Here is a 15,626-nt window from a genome sequence, read left to right on the forward strand (position 1 = left end):
GAAGCCGCCCCGAACCTCTCAAGGCTTATTTGCGCCCATCCGGCGCCGTTTCGTCGATCCAGATCTCGTCATAGGGCTGGACCGCCAGTTCCGTCGCGTTCGGAACAAGGCCGTGGATCCATGGCTGATAGGCCATGACAGCCTTGTTGTAGTTGAAGAACCAGACCGGCGCGTCGTCCTGCACGATGTTGTTGGCCTGGCGCAGCAGGTCGTTCTGCTTGGCCGAGTCTCGCTCCTGCTGGGCTGCCTCATAGAGCTTGTCGAACTCCGGGCTCGCATAGCTCGCGTAGTTGCAGGCGGACTGCGGCGTCTTGGAATAATAGCAACGCAGCGCATTCAGCGGATCGGGACCGGAAAGGTTCGACCAGATGAAGGCCTGGAAGTTGTTCGACGTCACGGCGTCACCGAGCGCCGAGCTTTCGACCGGCTTCGGCTTTACCGAGATGCCGACCTTTTTCAGCATCGGCAGGATGGCCTCGACGATCGGCACGCCCCAGCTTTCGTTCGGGCTCGCCGTCACTTCGAACTCGAAGCCGTCGGCATAGCCTGCTTCCGCCAGAAGGGCCTTCGCCTTGTCGGGATCAAAGGCATAGGGCACCTTGTCCTTGTCGAAGGCAGGCGAGGAAATCGGCAGCCACCCGGCGGCGGGGTAAGCCTTGTTCTTGACGAGGCGTTCGATGATCAGCGGCGCGTTGATCGCGTGGTTGATCGCCTGGCGTACCCGCTTGTCCTTGAACGGTTCGAAGGCCGGGTTGAAGCCGATATTGCGCGTATAGACCTCGGCGACTTCGAGCAGATGATCCTTTAGAACTTCCTCGCCCTGATAGGCCTGGTACTGGGTGGGGCCGAGAATGGAGACGTCGATTTCCTTGTTGCGGAAAGCGACGTCGCGGGCGGCGTCCTCGGCCATCAGCACGATGTTGATACGGTCGAGATAGGGCTTACCCTCTTCGTAATACTTGTCGAACTTCTCGACGACGACCTGCGAACCCGGCACGTGCTCCTTGAAGACGAAGGCGCCGAGGCCGAAGGGGGTCTTTGCGAAGCTCGATTCATCCTCGACATTCGACGGATAGATGACCGTCGTGTTCTGCATTAGCGGGAAGCCGGGATTGATCGGGCCTGTGTAGGTGATCTCCAGCGTGTGGTCATCGATCTTCTTGAGGCCGGAAATCTCCTCCGCCTTGCCGGCGATGAAATCTTCCGCGCCCTTGATGACGGCAATGTAGCTGGCGCCCGGGAAGGCATTCTTCGGGTTGGCGATGCGCTTGTAGCTGTAGATGATGTCGTCTGCCGTCAGCGGCTTGCCGTTGTGGAAGACGGCATTGTCGCGCAGGTGATAGGTGTGCACCGTGCCGTCTTCGGAGACGTCTTCCGAGGTTGCCAGTTCCAGCACCGGCTTGTTCTGGTTCGAATCCCAGCTGTAAAGCGCGCGGTGGATAGCCTGGGTGATGAATTCTTCCTGCGTGTTCGGGCTCGCCTGCACGTCGAGTGTGGCGAAGCTCGAGCCATAGGGGGCGGTGAAGACCAGCGTCCCGCCATGGCGCTCGCCCGCGGCCAGCGCTCCTGTGGCCACCCCGAGACTAAGCATTGCGGCCAGTGTCAATCTTTTCAGCATGCTGTTTTCCCTCTCGTGCCGTTTTCGGCTTTGTGTTGATCAGTCCGGCAGGCCGTCAGCGCGCGTCATGCACGACGCGGCCCGCAAGCAGGGTCATCAGGCAGCGTGTGCCTGAGAGAATGGTATCCGCCGGCGCCTCCAGCAGGTCGTTGTCGAAGACGGCGATGTCCGCCCACTGGCCAGGTACCAGCCTGCCCTTCACACCTTCCGCCTTCTGCGAATAGGCGCCGTATTCCGTGTAGGCCTGTAACGCCTCCTCACGGCTCAGCTTCTCCGCCTCCGCCATCACGGTGCCCCTGCCGGTCTTGCGCGTGATCATGGCGTGAAGGTTCGGGAAGGGATCGGGCAAGCAGACGGGAGAATCCGAGCCAGTCGAGGCCTTGAGGCCCATGCGCATCCAGGTACCGATCTGGTAGGAGGCCTTGCCGCGCTCCTCGCCGAGCACGGAGACGTAGCTGTCGCCGAAATCGTGGATGAAGGCCATCTGCGGCGCGGGCAGGATGCCGGCGGCCTTCATGCGCGCATCTTGCCCGGGCGATGAGAAGCCGCAGTGCTCGATGCGGTGACGCCGGTCCGGATCGGGATTGGCGGCAAGCGCCTTTTCATAGGCGGTGACAAGCTGTTCGATCGCACCGTCACCGATGGCATGGCAGGCCATCTGATAGCCCCGATCGTGGCAGGACTTGACGATCGCCTCGACCTCCGCGTCGGGCAGCATCTGCACGCCGATATTGTCGGGCTCGCCCAAATAGGGTTTCGTCATCCAGGCGGTGCGCCCGCCGGCCGAGCCATCGAGAAAGATCTTCACCGCGCCAACGCGCAACATATCGTCGCCAGCGCCGGATATGAGACCCGCGCGCCAGGAATCCTCGACGATCGAGACACCGGGGTCGCCGAGCAGCGTCAGCCAGACGCGCACCGGCAGGCGACCGGAAAGCTTGGCCATCTCATAGGCCTGGATTTCGGCAAAGCCCGCGAGTTGGCCGACGGCCGCATCCATGCAGCTGGTAATGCCGAGCGACAGAAGATAACGCCCTGCGCGCTCAATACCGTCGATCAGTTCCTCCGTCGTCACCTCCGGCATGGCACCCTTGATGAGGTTCTGCGCATTTTCCGCGAGGAAGCCGTTGAGACGGCCGTCAGTGGTGCCGATCACACCGCCATCCGGCACCGGCGTCGCCTCGGTGACATCAGCCAGCCTCAGCGCCAGCGAATTCGCGATGGCGACATGGCCGCAGGCCCGCGTCAGCAGCACAGGATGATCCGGCACCGCCCGGTCGAGATCCTCTCGGGTCGGATGCCGGCCAACATCGAGCTTGACCTGGTCATAGCCCCGCGCCCGCACCCAGGTGCCTTTCGGGGTGGCGGCGGCACGCTCGGCAAGCTTTTTGAGCAGGACGGCAAGTGTCGGCGCGGCGGCAGGCGTCGCATCGACCCAACCCATGGTAATGCCGGTCGAGATCAGGTGCAGGTGGTTGTCGATGAGGCCGGGGCTGGCGAAACGGCCTTCGAGGTCGATGACCTCCGTGCGCGGCCCCTTGAGGCTCAGCATGTCAGCGTCGCTGCCGGTGGCCAGGACCTTGCCCTGCCAGATGGCAAGGGCCTCGCTGATCCCCTCCTCCCTGCCCCGCCAGATTCGGCCATTGCGCAGGATAAGATCAGCGTGAAGCTGGAAGGCCATTAACAATCTCCCTTTTGTTATCAGCCTGATTTCGCAGCCTCCTCTGCTGGCTGAAATCAGAACTGTTTGCCTTGGGCGCAACGTGGAAGGTTTGTTGGGGTTTGGCTAATTCGCTTTTAGCAAAGGCTGATGCAATATCGGCATAGCGATTTCTTTCCAACAACTTATGATCCCCTACAACTCTAACGCACAAGGGAGCTGGGCATGGAGATCAAGTGGCTGGAGGACTTCGTGACACTCGCCGATACGTGGAGCTTTTCGCGCGCTGCCGAGTTGCGCAACGTGACGCAACCGGCCTTCAGCCGGCGCATCAAACAATTGGAGGGATGGCTCGGTGCGACGCTCATCAGCCGTGCCACCATGCCGGCGGAGTTGACGCCGGCAGGTCGGAATTTCCTCCCCATCGCGCAGGAGGCAATCCGAACGTTCTACGCGGCACGCGAGTCGCTGCGTCCGTCTCACGAAGAGGGTCTCATCCGCTTCGCCGCGCTCCACACGCTGACGGTAACGATCTTCCCGCGCTGGCTCAAACTGCTGGAAAAGGCAGGCGGCGCCTTCAGCACCTCGCTGATGGCAGACCGTGGCGGCATCGAAGCGAACCTCGAGGCCCTCATCGGCGACGAGGCAGATTTCTTCCTGACCTATGCCCATTCGGAGGTGCCGTTCCACCTCGACCGCGGACAGTTCTCGTCGCTGACAATCGCACATGACCGGCTGATCCCGCTTGCCGCGGCAAACGTTTCCCTGGCCGGAGGCACGCTGCCGGGGCTGCACATTCTCGACCGCGCCGTCGCCCAGCCAAGGCTCGCCATCCCCTATCTGAGCTACGGGTTCAATTCGTTTTTCGGTGTCGCCCTTTCCCGCCTTATGCTCCGGCGTCCGCCTTTCCGGCGCCGCACCACACATGAGAACACGATCAGCGCCGGGCTGATGAACATGGCGATGACAGGGGCCGGCGTCTGCTGGCTGCCGGAGAGCCTCGCGCACGACGTGATCGAGGCCGGGGGCCTCGTGCCCGCCTCCGCGGATGCGGGATGGAACCTCGACCTCGAAATTCGCCTCTACCGTCACGCCGCGTCGCGCAACCGCAGGGTCGAAGACCTCTGGCAAACAGCAAAGCTGCTCTTGGAGCGTGAACCCGCCTGATCAGGCTTTCAGGAAGACCAGCGCGCGCAGAATTTCCGCAAAATCCGCGTGCTTGAAGGCGACGGCGCGGGGACCGTGCGCGTAGGCGCCGGGATACCAGCCGGCACGATAGGCATCCGTCGGATTATTGAACTCGATCACCACCTCGTAGCGCTCTGCCCTTCTCGGCAGGACCTGTGCGAAATCGCCGGAAAGCGCCTCTGCTACGCCTTCGCGAATGAGCCGGCGCGACCAGGCCGGGGAGATCGAAGTCGTCGAACGACCTTTCCCCTCCAGCGTTTCCACGGACTTCAGCCCCGGCACCATGGCCCGCGCCTGCGAGCAAATGCCCGCATCGCCGGCAAGGAAGACCGACGGCACGCCGTAGCCGGCGGCGCAGAGCGCGTTGACGGTGAATTCCGAGGCGACCTCGCCATTGAGGAGCAGGCGCGAGATGCGCATGGTGGAGGTATGGGCGAGCGGATTGTCCTCGCTGCCGGCTTTGGAGTGATAGCCCGTATAGATCGCCGCGGCGAAGCCGGCATCGAGGCCGAACATCATGGCATCCGGATGGCCGGACCAGCCGCGCACGATGCGGACGTAGTCGGGTAAGCGGTCGAGAATGAGGTTGCGGCCGCTGTCATGGGCGTCTTTCACCACGACTTCGGTCGCGCCCGCGGCGCGCGCCCCCTCGCAGGCGGCGACCACCTCGGCGGTCATCAGGGCTCGGAATTCGGCCCAGTCGGCATGGGTACGCTCGGCCTCGTCCCAATGGGCGATGCCTGCGGTACCCTCGATATCGGCGGAGATAAAGACTTTCATAGGCGGTTCCTCCTTCGGTCTGTCGGCAACTACGGGGTAGGTGCGGTCGTTTCGGGCAAGCGTCGCGGGGCCCAAGCACGTTCAGTGCCGCCGACGACTTGGTCTCTGCGGACGATCGGGGAGCACGGTCGAGACGGTCATCGGAGCGGCGCTACTGGCAGGCGGACAGCGCTATGCGATCTATTCGCGCGTCGTTTGCACGGAACATTGGTGCAACTCGCCGCCACTGACCAATTCAATTTGGGCAAAACTCCATGCAAAAATCGCCTAATTCCTGATACTTCAATTACTTATTGGCTCACCCACAAACGGACATCCGCGCTCCGTCGACGGACGGCCGGACTCTACCGACACCAGCTTCGGCCGCGGCGCTGCCTCTCAGGTTTAAAGAAGCTCGGCCATCGACTGTAGGAGCCGATCGATCTGGTGAGGCGTGTGCTCGGAAAACACCGCAAGCCGCATGGTCGAGACGTCTGACGCATCGGAATAGCCGCCGGGCTGCTGCACCCTGACGATGATGTCGCGCTCCGCAAGACGATCGCGCAATTGCTCGAGGTCGGTGACGCCCTTGATGGTGACGATCGGCACTGGCGTGTCGGCGACTTCGAAACCCAGTGCCCGCAGCCCGCTGCGCATGTGCTTGACGTTGCGGACGAGATTGGCACGCTTTTCCGGCGTCGTTTGCAGAACCCGCAACGATGCTGCGGCGGCGGCCGCAAGACCCGGAGGCGCCGGCGAGGCACCGCGCATGATCATGGCATTGCCCGCGATCTTCGCGGCAAGATCCGCGCCACCAGGGACGATGCCGCCAAGCGCACCGAATGCCTTGCTCATCGTACCGGCAAGATAGTTGCCCTCGCCTTCGAGCCCCGCATGTTGCAGCGATCCGCGGCCGGTCTCGCCAAGGACGCCAACGCCATGGGAATCGTCGATGCAGAGCAATGCGCCATCATAGGAGGCCATCGCTTGCCGGAAATCTGCAAGCGGCGCCAACTTGCCCGAGGACGGAAAAACGCCATCCGTCAGAACCGCCGGCCGCTCGCCCGGTTTCACATGCTGCGACAATTGCGCGGCCAGATCGTCCGGGTCGGCATGGCGAAATACATGGATCCGCTTGCCGAGCGTCGGGATTGCGTCGCGGGTGCTGTAATGCGTCGCCGAATCCATCAGGATCACGTCGAAATCGTCGCGCAAGCCCTGCAGCAGCACCATCGGGCTGGTGTAGCCGGAGATCATGTAGACGACCTCCTCGGTGCCGAACCAGTCGCGCAGACGCCCCTGCAGGTCGGCATAGACCTGCATGTGGGCGAGCGTGCCCGGGCCCATGCCGTACTGCCTGGTGGCGTCGCAGGCCGCCTCGATCACTTCGGGGTGGCCGTGCAGGCAGAAGTAGGACGTGCCGCAATAATAGTCGACCTCGCGCCCGCCGATGAACATGCGGGCGCCCAGGGGTGACTCCATGCTGATCGGAGCGCTGATCGGAGCGGCCATGGTCCGGCTCACGCCGCTTCCGCCTGGGACGGGCTGCGCCGTTCCAGGAACATCGGCCCGACGCGAATGCCGCGCTTGCCGTTGTCGTCGACGGCGTCGAGCTCGAGGATCTCGTCTTCGTAAAGCCGTCCATGCATGCGGAAGCGGCCTTCCTCGACCGGCTCGCAAGTGTGGGTGCAGAAGTACTCGATCAGGCATTTCAGCCCGCCATGGCTGTAGGTCAGGTAGGTGATGTTGAAATCCGGCCCGTATTCGCCGAGATGTGGCGCGATCGCGTCGGGCACGGTTTCGTCCTCAGGCGCCTCGATGCGTGTCCACTTGGCATCCTTCCAAACGAGCTTGCCGGCTTCGGGGAAGGAAAGGTTCATGTGGGCGTAGTCCGCGCCCCGCCCGTAGATACGACCATCGATGACGAAGTCGTTGCCGGCAACCGGACGGATCCGGTGCGGCACACCCTCGCCCATCAGATAGATCTTGCCGTCCTTGGACTTGACCTCGACGATCTCCTGCGTGGTGTCGTCCCGATAGTAGCCCGGCAGGGTCTTGAACTGAGCTTCGGAGATCTCCGGAGGACGCTGTGTCCGCTCCGGCATCTTGCCCATCTTGCGCTCGGCAAGGACGATGCGCACGCCGTCGACGCCGAGCCACGAGGCGATCTGGTTGGCAAAATCAAGGGTCGCAAAGACCAGCACGCCGACGCCGGCGGCAGGCAGAAGCATCATCTGCGAGGCGTAGCCATAGACAGCACCGCCGTGACCGACGGAGGTCCAGCCATAGACGTCGCCGGAACCGAAGCACAGGCCATAGCCGTTGAGCGTCCTGTCGTGGCCGACCGGACGCTTGCCGAATGGCGTCCACATTTCGCGCAGCGACGCCGGCGAGATGATGGAATTCCCTTCCGTGTCGAAGCCGCCACGAAGCAGGCATTGGGCGTAGCGTGCCATGTCGCCGGTGGTGGAAAAAATGTTGCCGGCCGGCGAACCGCCGAGGCTGAACACAGGCGCCGGCGTGTCGCCGTCGAGCGTCCACATGTCGGCAGGCGCGAGCCGCTCGCGAATGCCGGGCGCCATGCCGCAGGAGGAGTTGTCCATGCCGAGCGGCTTCAGGATATTGGCGGCGACATAGTCCGAATAGCTCTGGCCGGCCACCGTCTCGATCACCCGGCCGACGACGGCGATGCCGGCATTGGAATAGTGCATCACCCCAAGGCTCGGGTCCTGCTTTAGAACAGAGCTTGCCAGCTCGTTGACCGTATCTTCGAGCGGCGGCCGGGTGGCGTCGAGATAGTGGCCGCTCTTCGGCTCGCGCACGAGACCGGCCGTATGGGTCATCAGCTTGCGCAGGCTGATGACCGAACCGTGTGGCCCGCCTTCAGCGTCGGCGAACGGGTTTTCCGGCTTGAAACCGGGCAGATAGGTCGAGACGTCGACATCGATATCGACCAGGCCCTTCTCGACTAGCTGCATGATTGCCAGCGAGGTGAAGGTCTTGGTGATCGAGCCGATGCGGAAGCAGGTGTCCTTGCCCATGTCGAAATGGCGGTCATGGCGCTGGACATGGCCTTCGGCAAGCACGCCGTCACGGTCGACAAGGGCGTAGGAGATCGACGGGATCGCCTTGTCCTCGACCTCGTAGCGGATCAGATCCTCGAACAGCTCGATGGACGCAGCAGACAGAGAGGACATGGAAAATGCTCCTTTGATCTTAAAGGGATTGGGGGACCTTAAAGGCATTGGGTCTCAATGGGCGTGACGGGGGTCGAGCATGTCGCGAAGCGCATCGCCGACCAGGTTCCACGACAGCACGAAAAGGAAGACGGCAGCGCCGGGGAAGGCCAGCGTGTACCAGAACTGGAAGGGGTTGCCGGGCTGGCCGACGATCCAGTTGCGCGAATAGGCGATGAACTGCCCCCAGTCGGCGTAGCCTTCTTCGGTACCGACACCGAGGAAGCTGAGCGCCGAGGCCGACAGCACCATGGAGCCGGTCGCCATCGTCGCCAGAACCAGCACCGGGAACATGGCATTCGGCAGTATATGCAGCACGATCAGCCTGAGGTCGCTGGCGCCGTAGCTCCTCGCCGCGTGGATGTAATCCATCTCACGGATCCTCAGGATCTCGCTTCGCACGATGCGGGCATAACTCATCCAGCCGAATGTCGTCAGCGCGATCGTGATCGGCACGATGCCCTTGCCGAGCAGCGCCGTCAGCACCATCGCCGCGATCAGGAAGGGCACTGCCATGAACACGTCGACGATGCGCATCAGCACTTCCTCGACGACCCCGCCGTAATAGGCGGCGACTGCACCGACGACCATGCCGATCAGCACCGAGATCGCGACGACCCCGAGCCCGATCTTGAATGCCGTCCGCGTGCCCCAAACGACACCGTAGAAGATGTCGTACTGGCCCTGCGTGGTGCCGAAAACGGCCTCCGGCGACGGTGGCTGCGGCGTTGCCAGGAAGCCGGCGCGCGGCGTGTCGTAGGGGGAAAGCTGGAAGCTTTGCGGCGGCGCCAGGACCGGCGCGAAAACGGCGATCAGCACGAAGGCAAGCAGGATCACGACGCCGAACAGGGACACCGGATTTCTTGCGAGGTAACGAAGAACCTTCATTGCGTCTTCACCCTCGGATCGAGCAACGGATAGATGAGATCGACGACCAGGTTCATCAGCACCAGAACGATCGCGAAATAGAGGCCGAAGCCGAGGACGGCGGGAAAGTCGAGATTGGCGGCGGTCTTGGCGGCAAACTGGCCGAGGCCGGCGTAATCGAAGATGGTCTCGGTGATAACGACGCCACCCATCATCACGGCGAGCTCCATGCCGGCGATGGTCGCAAGCGGCAGAAGCGCGTTGCGCCGGGCGTGATGCAATTCGACGACGCGGCGCGGCAGACCCTTGGCACGCGCGGTGCGCACATAATCCTGGCGCAGCGTTTCCAGCATCGAGGTGCGCATCACCCGCGTCATGCTGGCGACGTTGACATAGGTCAGCGTGATGACGGGTGCTGCGAGGTGGCGAAGCGCATCGCCGAAGATTGCCAGATTGCCGTTGAGCAGCGCGTCGACGGTATTGGCGCCGGTGTAGCGCACGAAGTCGCTGGAGCTGACCACCGTCTGTGCCCATTGGCTAAGCCGGCCGGGCGGGAACCAGTCGAGCGCCGAATAGAAGATCAAGAGCATCAACAGGCCGAAGACGTAGACCGGGAAGGACCAGCCGAGAATTGTGAAGATGCGGATGACGTGATCCGGCCAGCGGTTGAGATAGATGCCGGCGCGCGAACCGAGGAAGACGGCGAGCAGCAGGCAAGGAACGAAGGCGAGCACCACCAGTTCCAGCGTTGCCGGAAACAGCGACATCAGCGCCGTCGATACCGGCTGACGGGCGGTCTCCGACCAGCCGAGATTGCCGCTGAGCACACCGCCGATCCAGCGACCGTACTGGATATAGGAGGGATCATTGAGCCCATACTGCTCGATCATCCTGCGGATGCTTTCCTGACCACCCTTGAGATAATCAGGCGACGGCGCATAGGCCGCCAGTCTCTGGGTCGGCGAAAGCGACATCTGCAGCGCAAAGATCATCAACGACAGCGCGAAGAGAACGATCGGCAGCATCATCAGTCGTCTGAGTGCGTAGTTCAGCACGATTCACACGTTCCGATTTCAGGGAAGATGAAACAGGTGCGCGTCGGGCGGTTTTCCGCCCGACGCGCACTAGCCAATCAGTCATTGGCCTTGGTGACCGGGTAGAAGTCCCAAGCGCCGTAGAGGATCATGTTGTCGACATAACCATCGATGTTGCTGCGGGTGACGACGTAGCCGAAGTCCTCCCAGAGGAACTGGGTGGTGGCGTATTCGTAGGACATTTCCTGCAGCTTGGCGTAGATCGGCTCGCGCACTGCGGGGTCGACCGAGGCCCAGGCTTCGTCGAGCAGCGGCTTGAACTTCTCGGCCATCAGATCGCGGTAACCTTGGCCGACCATGCCGCCGACGAGACCCGTGGGCGACAGGTAGTAGCTGGCCGCACCGAGCGGGCCACCCGGGTCAGAATAGTCAGGACCCCAGCCCATCACCGTCAAGGGTGCCGCCGGCTTTTCGCGATTGTTGAGCTTGTCCGAAACGGATGCCCATGGCAGCGCCTGGATCTGCATCTTGAACTTCGGATTGATGCGCGAAAGGCCCTGCTGCAAGGCCGAGAGCGCTGCGGTCAGCTGCGGGTAGCCTTCGGTCACATAGGCCGTGAAGGTAAAGCCGGTATCCCAGAGCTTGCCGCCGAACGCCTTCTTAAAGTATTCCTCGGCCTTGGCGGGATCGTAGCTGTAAACAGGCGAGTCCGGGCGATAGCCCATGATGCCGCGCACTGTCGGCCCGCGCGACTGCACGGTCTTGCCGAGCAGCACCTGGTTCAGCAGCGCATCGTAGTTCTGGGCATAGTTGAAGCCCTTGCGCACGTCGATGTCGGCGAAGAAGTCCGGCGGGATGCCCGCACCATCGAGCTTGCCGCTGCCGATCGCCGGATTGTCGTTGTCGTCGAGCGGCCAGGCAAAGAAGACACCGCGCGAAAACACCTTCTGCAGGCCGTCGATGACCTTGACGCCCTCGGTCTTGCTGAGCTCGTCGATGAACTCGACGGGGGCCGTGACGAAATCGGCGTCACCGGACAGAAGCTGCAGGCGCCGCGTCGTCCATTCCGGAACGGTGCGCATCACCACGCGCTCGAGCTTGGCAGGCCCCATGAAGTAACTGTCGAAGCGCTTCAGCGTTATGCGCCGGTCGGTGCGATCCCATTCCTCGAGCATGAAGGGGCCGGTGCCGTTTTCTTCGGCGAACAGCGGATTGGCGCCGAGTTCCGGACGGTAATGGGCCTTCCAGGTGTCGCCCGAGCCATCCCAGCCGCCGACCGAGGCAACCCATTCCTTGTCAAGGACCGAGGTGCCGAAAGGCAGCGCGATCACACCAAGCGTTGCCGGAAACGACTTGGGCAGTTTCAGCGTGAGATTGTCGCCCTCGACGACGATCTGCGACGCGAGCTGATCGTAAACCTTGCGCAGGACCTCGGGGCTGGCGTCGTTGATGGATTTGACCTCGCCTTCTGTCTCAACCCACTTGGCGATGTCGGTGTACTTGCCGGCGGTGATCACTTCGGTGATCGCGTTCGACATCCACGACTGCCCCTGAAGGATGGCGCGCAACAGCGAATAGCGCACGTCCTCGGGCGTGATCTGGCCGTAGCCCGGCTCGATCGTCGCCTTCTGCGCGTCCGTCAACTTGTCGTAATATTCCCAGGTGACTTTGCCGTCGGCACCCTTGATCCCGACTTTGTGGGCGAACACGCCCTTGCGGATCGGGAAGGTGTAGCTGATGGAGCCATCCGCGCCTTGCTTGATGAGACCGTTCTCCAGCGACGGCACCTCTGTCGAGAGCGACGGCACGAACTCTGAAATCTTCGAGCCGTTGAAGTTCAATAGACGGCTGTAGATATTGAGCGAGCCGTAGGAGCTCGGCGTGTTGGCGATATAGGCCGGGTCGAACGACTGGATGTCGTCGGTCCACATGAAGACGAAAGTGCCGGGGTTCTTGGTCTCGGCCATAGCGGGCGCAGCCGCGATGCCGAGCCCCAGGCAGAGGGCTAGGGCTAAGGTGCGTTTCATCGTTGTTCCCATTTGGTGGAGGCGGAAGTTTTTCTTCTCGTTATGGGAGAGGCTAGAAGAGCCCTTGCACGTCTGTCCAATGTGTAATTAGGATAGACTATGCAAAACACGCATGAGGGCCAGCATGGAACTGCAATGGCTTGAAGATTTTCTGGAAATTGCCGCGACAAGGAATTTCTCGACGGCGGCGACTGCACGCAACATTTCCCAGCCCGCCTTTAGTCGGCGCATCAAATCGCTTGAGAACTGGATCGGCGCCGATCTCATCGACCGCAGCACCTATCCCGTGCAATTGACGCGGGCCGGCACGATGTTCCTGCCGGGCTGCCAACGCCTCGTGCGCGAGGCCTACCGGCTGCGCACCGATTGTCGCAATGTCGCCGGCGAGAGCTCGGCCATGCTGACGTTTACTTCGCTGCATACGCTGGCGATGTATTTCTTCCCGAAATGGATCGGCTCGCCGCTGATCTCGCGCTTGCCCCTTCGCACCAGCATGCATGCCGCCGACTTCCTTGAAAGCATCGATCACCTTTGCTCGGGCCAGTGCGATTTTGCCATCACCTATGTGCATCCCGATGGCCCGCCGGTACTGGAAGGCGGCCCGTTCGAATCCCTGCAGATCGGCAAGGACCGGCTCATCCTGGTGTCGGGAACCGACGAAAATGGCCGCCCGCTGTTCGACATCGACGTGCCCGAAAGCACGGAAATCCCCTACCTCGCATATTCCTGGAGCGACGGCTACATCGGCAAGCTGGCGACCTTGATCCAGTCGCGCTGGCGTCGCCCGCTCAATCTCAGCACCGTCTACCAGTCGGGTCTCGCCGACGGCCTGAAGCACATGGCCGTCGCCGGGCGCGGTGTCGCCTGGCTGCCGCAGATCTGCGTGGCGGAAGCGATGCGGCAGGGCCGCCTTGCCCAGATCGGCGGGCCACAGATGTCACTCGAAATGGAAATCCGGATCTTCAGGCGCGCCGGTCCCGGCAGTCCTGACAGCGATGGGTTGTGGCAGCATCTGAAACAGTGCGCGGCGCTGCCGCAGTACAAAAGTGGCTTCGATGTCGATATCGACGCCGCCTAGAGCGTCGTGGCGCCCAAAGGCAGCGGATCGCCGGCTATGCGAAGACAGGCGATGCAATGCACGAAACGCATAGTTTTGCCTGCCACATTCGTGACACATTGATTTCACTCGGTTTTGTGGCATAGGCGGAAGGTCGTGGTGCAGCGCGGTCCGGCCTCACCGGGACGACCCTGCCATTCAACCATATTGACAGGATGCAACCTCGTTGCGAGACCTGAGGGCGCAACGTCCCCTCGCAATCGGGTCCATGTGCTGATGCCCCTGTCCAAATCCGCAACACCTGAGCTGCCCGAGGATGTCATCCTTTCTGTGGAAGACCTTGAAGTCTGTTTCGCCGCCCACACCCGCGCCGAGCTGCGCGCGGTACGCGGCGTCTCCTTTCGCATAGCGCGCGGCGAGACCGTCGCGCTGGTCGGCGAATCCGGGTCCGGAAAATCGGTCACGGCCATGACGATCATGCGGCTGACCGAGTATGACGGTGCGACCATCACCGGCGGGCGAGTGCTGATGCGATTGAAGGACGGCACGGTCGCCGACCTCGCCAAACTCTCGGAAAAGCGCGTCGAAGCTCTTCGCGGCGCGGACATCTCGATCGTGTTCCAGGATCCGATGTCGAGCCTAAACCCGGTCTTCACCGTCGGCGACCAGATCGCCGAGGCGGTGATCCATCACCAGGGCAAGACGCCGGAGGAAGCGCGCCAGGTCGCGCTCAACACCCTCAAACTGGTCCGCGTGCCCGATGCGGAGCGCCGGCTCGACCAATATCCGCACCAGCTTTCCGGCGGCATGCGCCAGCGCGTCATGATCGCGATTGCCCTTGCCTGCCGCCCATCGCTGATGATCCTCGACGAGCCGACGACCGCGCTCGACGTGACCATTCAGGCGCAGATCCTCGATCTCGTTCGTGCCCTGCAGCGCGAAATCGGTATGTCAGTGCTGTTCATCACCCACGACATGGGCGTCGTCGCCGAAGTCGCCGACCGCGTCTGCGTCATGCTCAAGGGCGAAATCGTCGAAACCGGCTCGGTCTACGATATTTTCGCCAAACCGAAGCATGCCTATACACGCGCCCTGATTTCCGCCGTGCCACGCCTCGGCAGCATGGCCGACAAGGATGCGCCGGAAAAATTCCCGCTGCTGGTGTTTGAACCGGAGCAGCAACTCGCGGAGGCGACAGAATGAACGCGTCTGCGCAAATGACGGACGCCCGGCGCCCTCTCGTCTCGGTGCGCAACCTGGTCACGCGCTTCGACTTGAAGGCGGGGCTGTTCGGCCACGTCTCCGGCCGGGTGCATGCGGTGGAGAACGTCACCTTCGATATCTTTCCGGGCGAAACCCTGGCGCTGGTCGGTGAATCCGGTTGCGGCAAGTCGACGGTTGCCCGCTCGATCATGCAGCTCGATCGACCACGGTCGGGCTCTATCCGCTTCGATGGAACCGAGCTGATCGGCGCGCCGCGCCCCGTCCTCGCGAGATTTCGCCGCGAAGCCCAGATGGTCTTCCAGGATCCTTTCTCCTCGCTCAACCCGCGCATGACGATCGAGCAGTCGCTGATGGATCCGATGCGGGTTCACAAGCTGGGCTCGACGGAGGTCATACGCGCCCGCGCCGCCGAGCTTCTGGCTAAGGTCGAGCTTTCGCCCGAGCACCTAGAGCGCTATCCGCATGCGTTTTCCGGCGGCCAGCGCCAGCGCATCTGTATCGCCCGCGCGCTCGCGCTCAACCCGCGTCTCATTGTCGCCGACGAGGCCGTCGCCTCGCTCGACGTGACGATCCAGGCGCAGGTCATCAACCTTCTCATGGACCTGCAGCGCGAAATGCAGATCGCCCTGCTGTTTATCAGCCACGATATGGCCGTGGTCGAACGCATCGCCCACCGCGTCGCCGTCATGTATCTCGGCGAGATCGTCGAGATCGGCGATCGCCGCTCGGTATTTGGCAACCCGCAGCACCCCTATACCCGCAAGCTGCTATCGACCGTTCCGATCGCTGACCCGACACGCCGCCCGGAAGGACGCCAGCCGATGTCCGACGAAATCCCGAGTGCGGTGCGTGCGCCGGACTTCGTGCCGCGCGAACTGCCGATGCGGCAGATCTCATCGACCCATTACGTGCGGCAGGTCGCAACCGGCTGACAACGGCCGCAATTTCCCGTTCCA

At 62.7% G+C, this 15,626-nt stretch carries 13 protein-coding genes; 4 read left to right on the plus strand and 9 right to left on the minus strand.

The features are described 5' to 3' along the window. Positions 1-25: 25 nt before the first annotated feature. From ASE60_RS10125 to ASE60_RS35130, 3 genes are read right to left on the minus strand one after another with little or no spacing between them, the layout of a single operon-like run. The gene (locus ASE60_RS10125) at positions 26-1,618 is read right to left on the minus strand and encodes an ABC transporter substrate-binding protein (RefSeq protein WP_057249818.1); all 1,593 of its coding nucleotides are present in this window, start codon (positions 1,616-1,618) and stop codon (positions 26-28) included. 55 nt (positions 1,619-1,673) lie between these two features. Continuing rightward, a complete protein-coding gene (locus tag ASE60_RS10130; protein WP_057249821.1) occupies positions 1,674-3,299 on the minus strand; it encodes an amidohydrolase in 1,626 nt (541 codons plus the stop codon). Then, positions 3,277-3,462 carry a hypothetical protein gene (locus tag ASE60_RS35130; protein WP_200964170.1) on the minus strand — a complete coding sequence of 62 codons (186 nt, stop codon included), beginning with the start codon at positions 3,460-3,462 and terminating at the stop codon, positions 3,277-3,279. The genes ASE60_RS10130 and ASE60_RS35130 overlap by 23 nt, the downstream gene beginning before the upstream one ends. Before the next feature lie 41 nt (positions 3,463-3,503). Between ASE60_RS35130 and ASE60_RS10135 the strand changes: the two genes are divergently transcribed. Next, complete coding sequence (locus ASE60_RS10135; RefSeq protein ID WP_057249823.1) at positions 3,504-4,445, plus strand: LysR family transcriptional regulator; 942 nt, start codon at positions 3,504-3,506, stop codon at positions 4,443-4,445. Here ASE60_RS10135 and ASE60_RS10140 read toward each other — a convergent pair whose 3' ends face one another. From ASE60_RS10140 to ASE60_RS10165, 6 genes are all read right to left on the minus strand, one after another. Further along, a complete protein-coding gene (locus tag ASE60_RS10140) occupies positions 4,446-5,246 on the minus strand; it encodes a M55 family metallopeptidase (protein WP_057249830.1) in 801 nt (266 codons plus the stop codon). Positions 5,247-5,630: 384 nt separating this feature from the next. Continuing rightward, complete coding sequence (locus ASE60_RS10145; RefSeq protein ID WP_244495588.1) at positions 5,631-6,737, minus strand: pyridoxal phosphate-dependent aminotransferase family protein; 1,107 nt, start codon at positions 6,735-6,737, stop codon at positions 5,631-5,633. 8 nt (positions 6,738-6,745) lie between these two features. After that, positions 6,746-8,422, minus strand: a complete 1,677-nt coding sequence (locus ASE60_RS10150; protein ID WP_057249831.1) for a serine hydrolase — start codon at positions 8,420-8,422, stop codon at positions 6,746-6,748. Positions 8,423-8,476: 54 nt separating this feature from the next. Further along, positions 8,477-9,349 carry an ABC transporter permease gene (locus ASE60_RS10155; RefSeq protein ID WP_057249842.1) on the minus strand — a complete coding sequence of 291 codons (873 nt, stop codon included), beginning with the start codon at positions 9,347-9,349 and terminating at the stop codon, positions 8,477-8,479. Then, complete coding sequence (locus ASE60_RS10160; RefSeq protein ID WP_244495589.1) at positions 9,346-10,383, minus strand: ABC transporter permease; 1,038 nt, start codon at positions 10,381-10,383, stop codon at positions 9,346-9,348. Before ASE60_RS10160 ends, ASE60_RS10155 begins: the two co-directional genes overlap by 4 nt. 77 nt (positions 10,384-10,460) lie before the next feature. After that, a complete protein-coding gene (locus tag ASE60_RS10165; protein ID WP_057249843.1) occupies positions 10,461-12,389 on the minus strand; it encodes an ABC transporter substrate-binding protein in 1,929 nt (642 codons plus the stop codon). Positions 12,390-12,513: 124 nt separating this feature from the next. Here ASE60_RS10165 and ASE60_RS10170 point away from each other — a divergent pair, with 124 nt between their 5' ends. The 3 genes from ASE60_RS10170 to ASE60_RS33595 all read left to right on the plus strand — a co-directional run bounded on the left by ASE60_RS10170 (position 12,514) and on the right by ASE60_RS33595 (position 15,602). Continuing rightward, positions 12,514-13,467 (plus strand): LysR family transcriptional regulator, encoded by a 954-nt coding sequence (locus tag ASE60_RS10170; RefSeq protein WP_057249844.1) that lies wholly within the window; start codon positions 12,514-12,516, stop codon positions 13,465-13,467. A 255-nt stretch (positions 13,468-13,722) separates the two neighbouring features. Beyond that, a complete protein-coding gene (locus ASE60_RS33590) occupies positions 13,723-14,649 on the plus strand; it encodes an ABC transporter ATP-binding protein (protein ID WP_082615798.1) in 927 nt (308 codons plus the stop codon). Further along, a complete protein-coding gene (locus ASE60_RS33595; RefSeq protein ID WP_082615799.1) occupies positions 14,646-15,602 on the plus strand; it encodes an ATP-binding cassette domain-containing protein in 957 nt (318 codons plus the stop codon). Before ASE60_RS33590 ends, ASE60_RS33595 begins: the two co-directional genes overlap by 4 nt. The last annotated feature ends 24 nt before the right edge of the window (positions 15,603-15,626 follow it).

The sequence above is a fragment of the Ensifer sp. Root278 genome (genome assembly GCF_001429285.1).
GTDB lineage: Bacteria > Pseudomonadota > Alphaproteobacteria > Rhizobiales > Rhizobiaceae > Ensifer.

Bases quoted from the DNA above. Each gene is read 5' to 3' on its own strand.
- ASE60_RS10125 (WP_057249818.1), bottom strand. From the start codon at position 1,618: ATGCTGAAAAGATTGACACTGGCCGCAATGCTTAGTCTCGGGGTGGCC.
- ASE60_RS10130 (WP_057249821.1), bottom strand. From the start codon at position 3,299: ATGGCCTTCCAGCTTCACGCTGATCTTATCCTGCGCAATGGCCGAATC.
- ASE60_RS10135 (WP_057249823.1), top strand. From the start codon at position 3,504: ATGGAGATCAAGTGGCTGGAGGACTTCGTGACACTCGCCGATACGTGG.
- ASE60_RS10140 (WP_057249830.1), bottom strand. From the start codon at position 5,246: ATGAAAGTCTTTATCTCCGCCGATATCGAGGGTACCGCAGGCATCGCC.
- ASE60_RS10145 (WP_244495588.1), bottom strand. From the start codon at position 6,737: ATGGCCGCTCCGATCAGCGCTCCGATCAGCATGGAGTCACCCCTGGGC.
- ASE60_RS10150 (WP_057249831.1), bottom strand. From the start codon at position 8,422: ATGTCCTCTCTGTCTGCTGCGTCCATCGAGCTGTTCGAGGATCTGATC.
- ASE60_RS10155 (WP_057249842.1), bottom strand. From the start codon at position 9,349: ATGAAGGTTCTTCGTTACCTCGCAAGAAATCCGGTGTCCCTGTTCGGC.
- ASE60_RS10165 (WP_057249843.1), bottom strand. From the start codon at position 12,389: ATGAAACGCACCTTAGCCCTAGCCCTCTGCCTGGGGCTCGGCATCGCG.
- ASE60_RS10170 (WP_057249844.1), top strand. From the start codon at position 12,514: ATGGAACTGCAATGGCTTGAAGATTTTCTGGAAATTGCCGCGACAAGG.
- ASE60_RS33590 (WP_082615798.1), top strand. From the start codon at position 13,723: ATGCCCCTGTCCAAATCCGCAACACCTGAGCTGCCCGAGGATGTCATC.
- ASE60_RS33595 (WP_082615799.1), top strand. From the start codon at position 14,646: ATGAACGCGTCTGCGCAAATGACGGACGCCCGGCGCCCTCTCGTCTCG.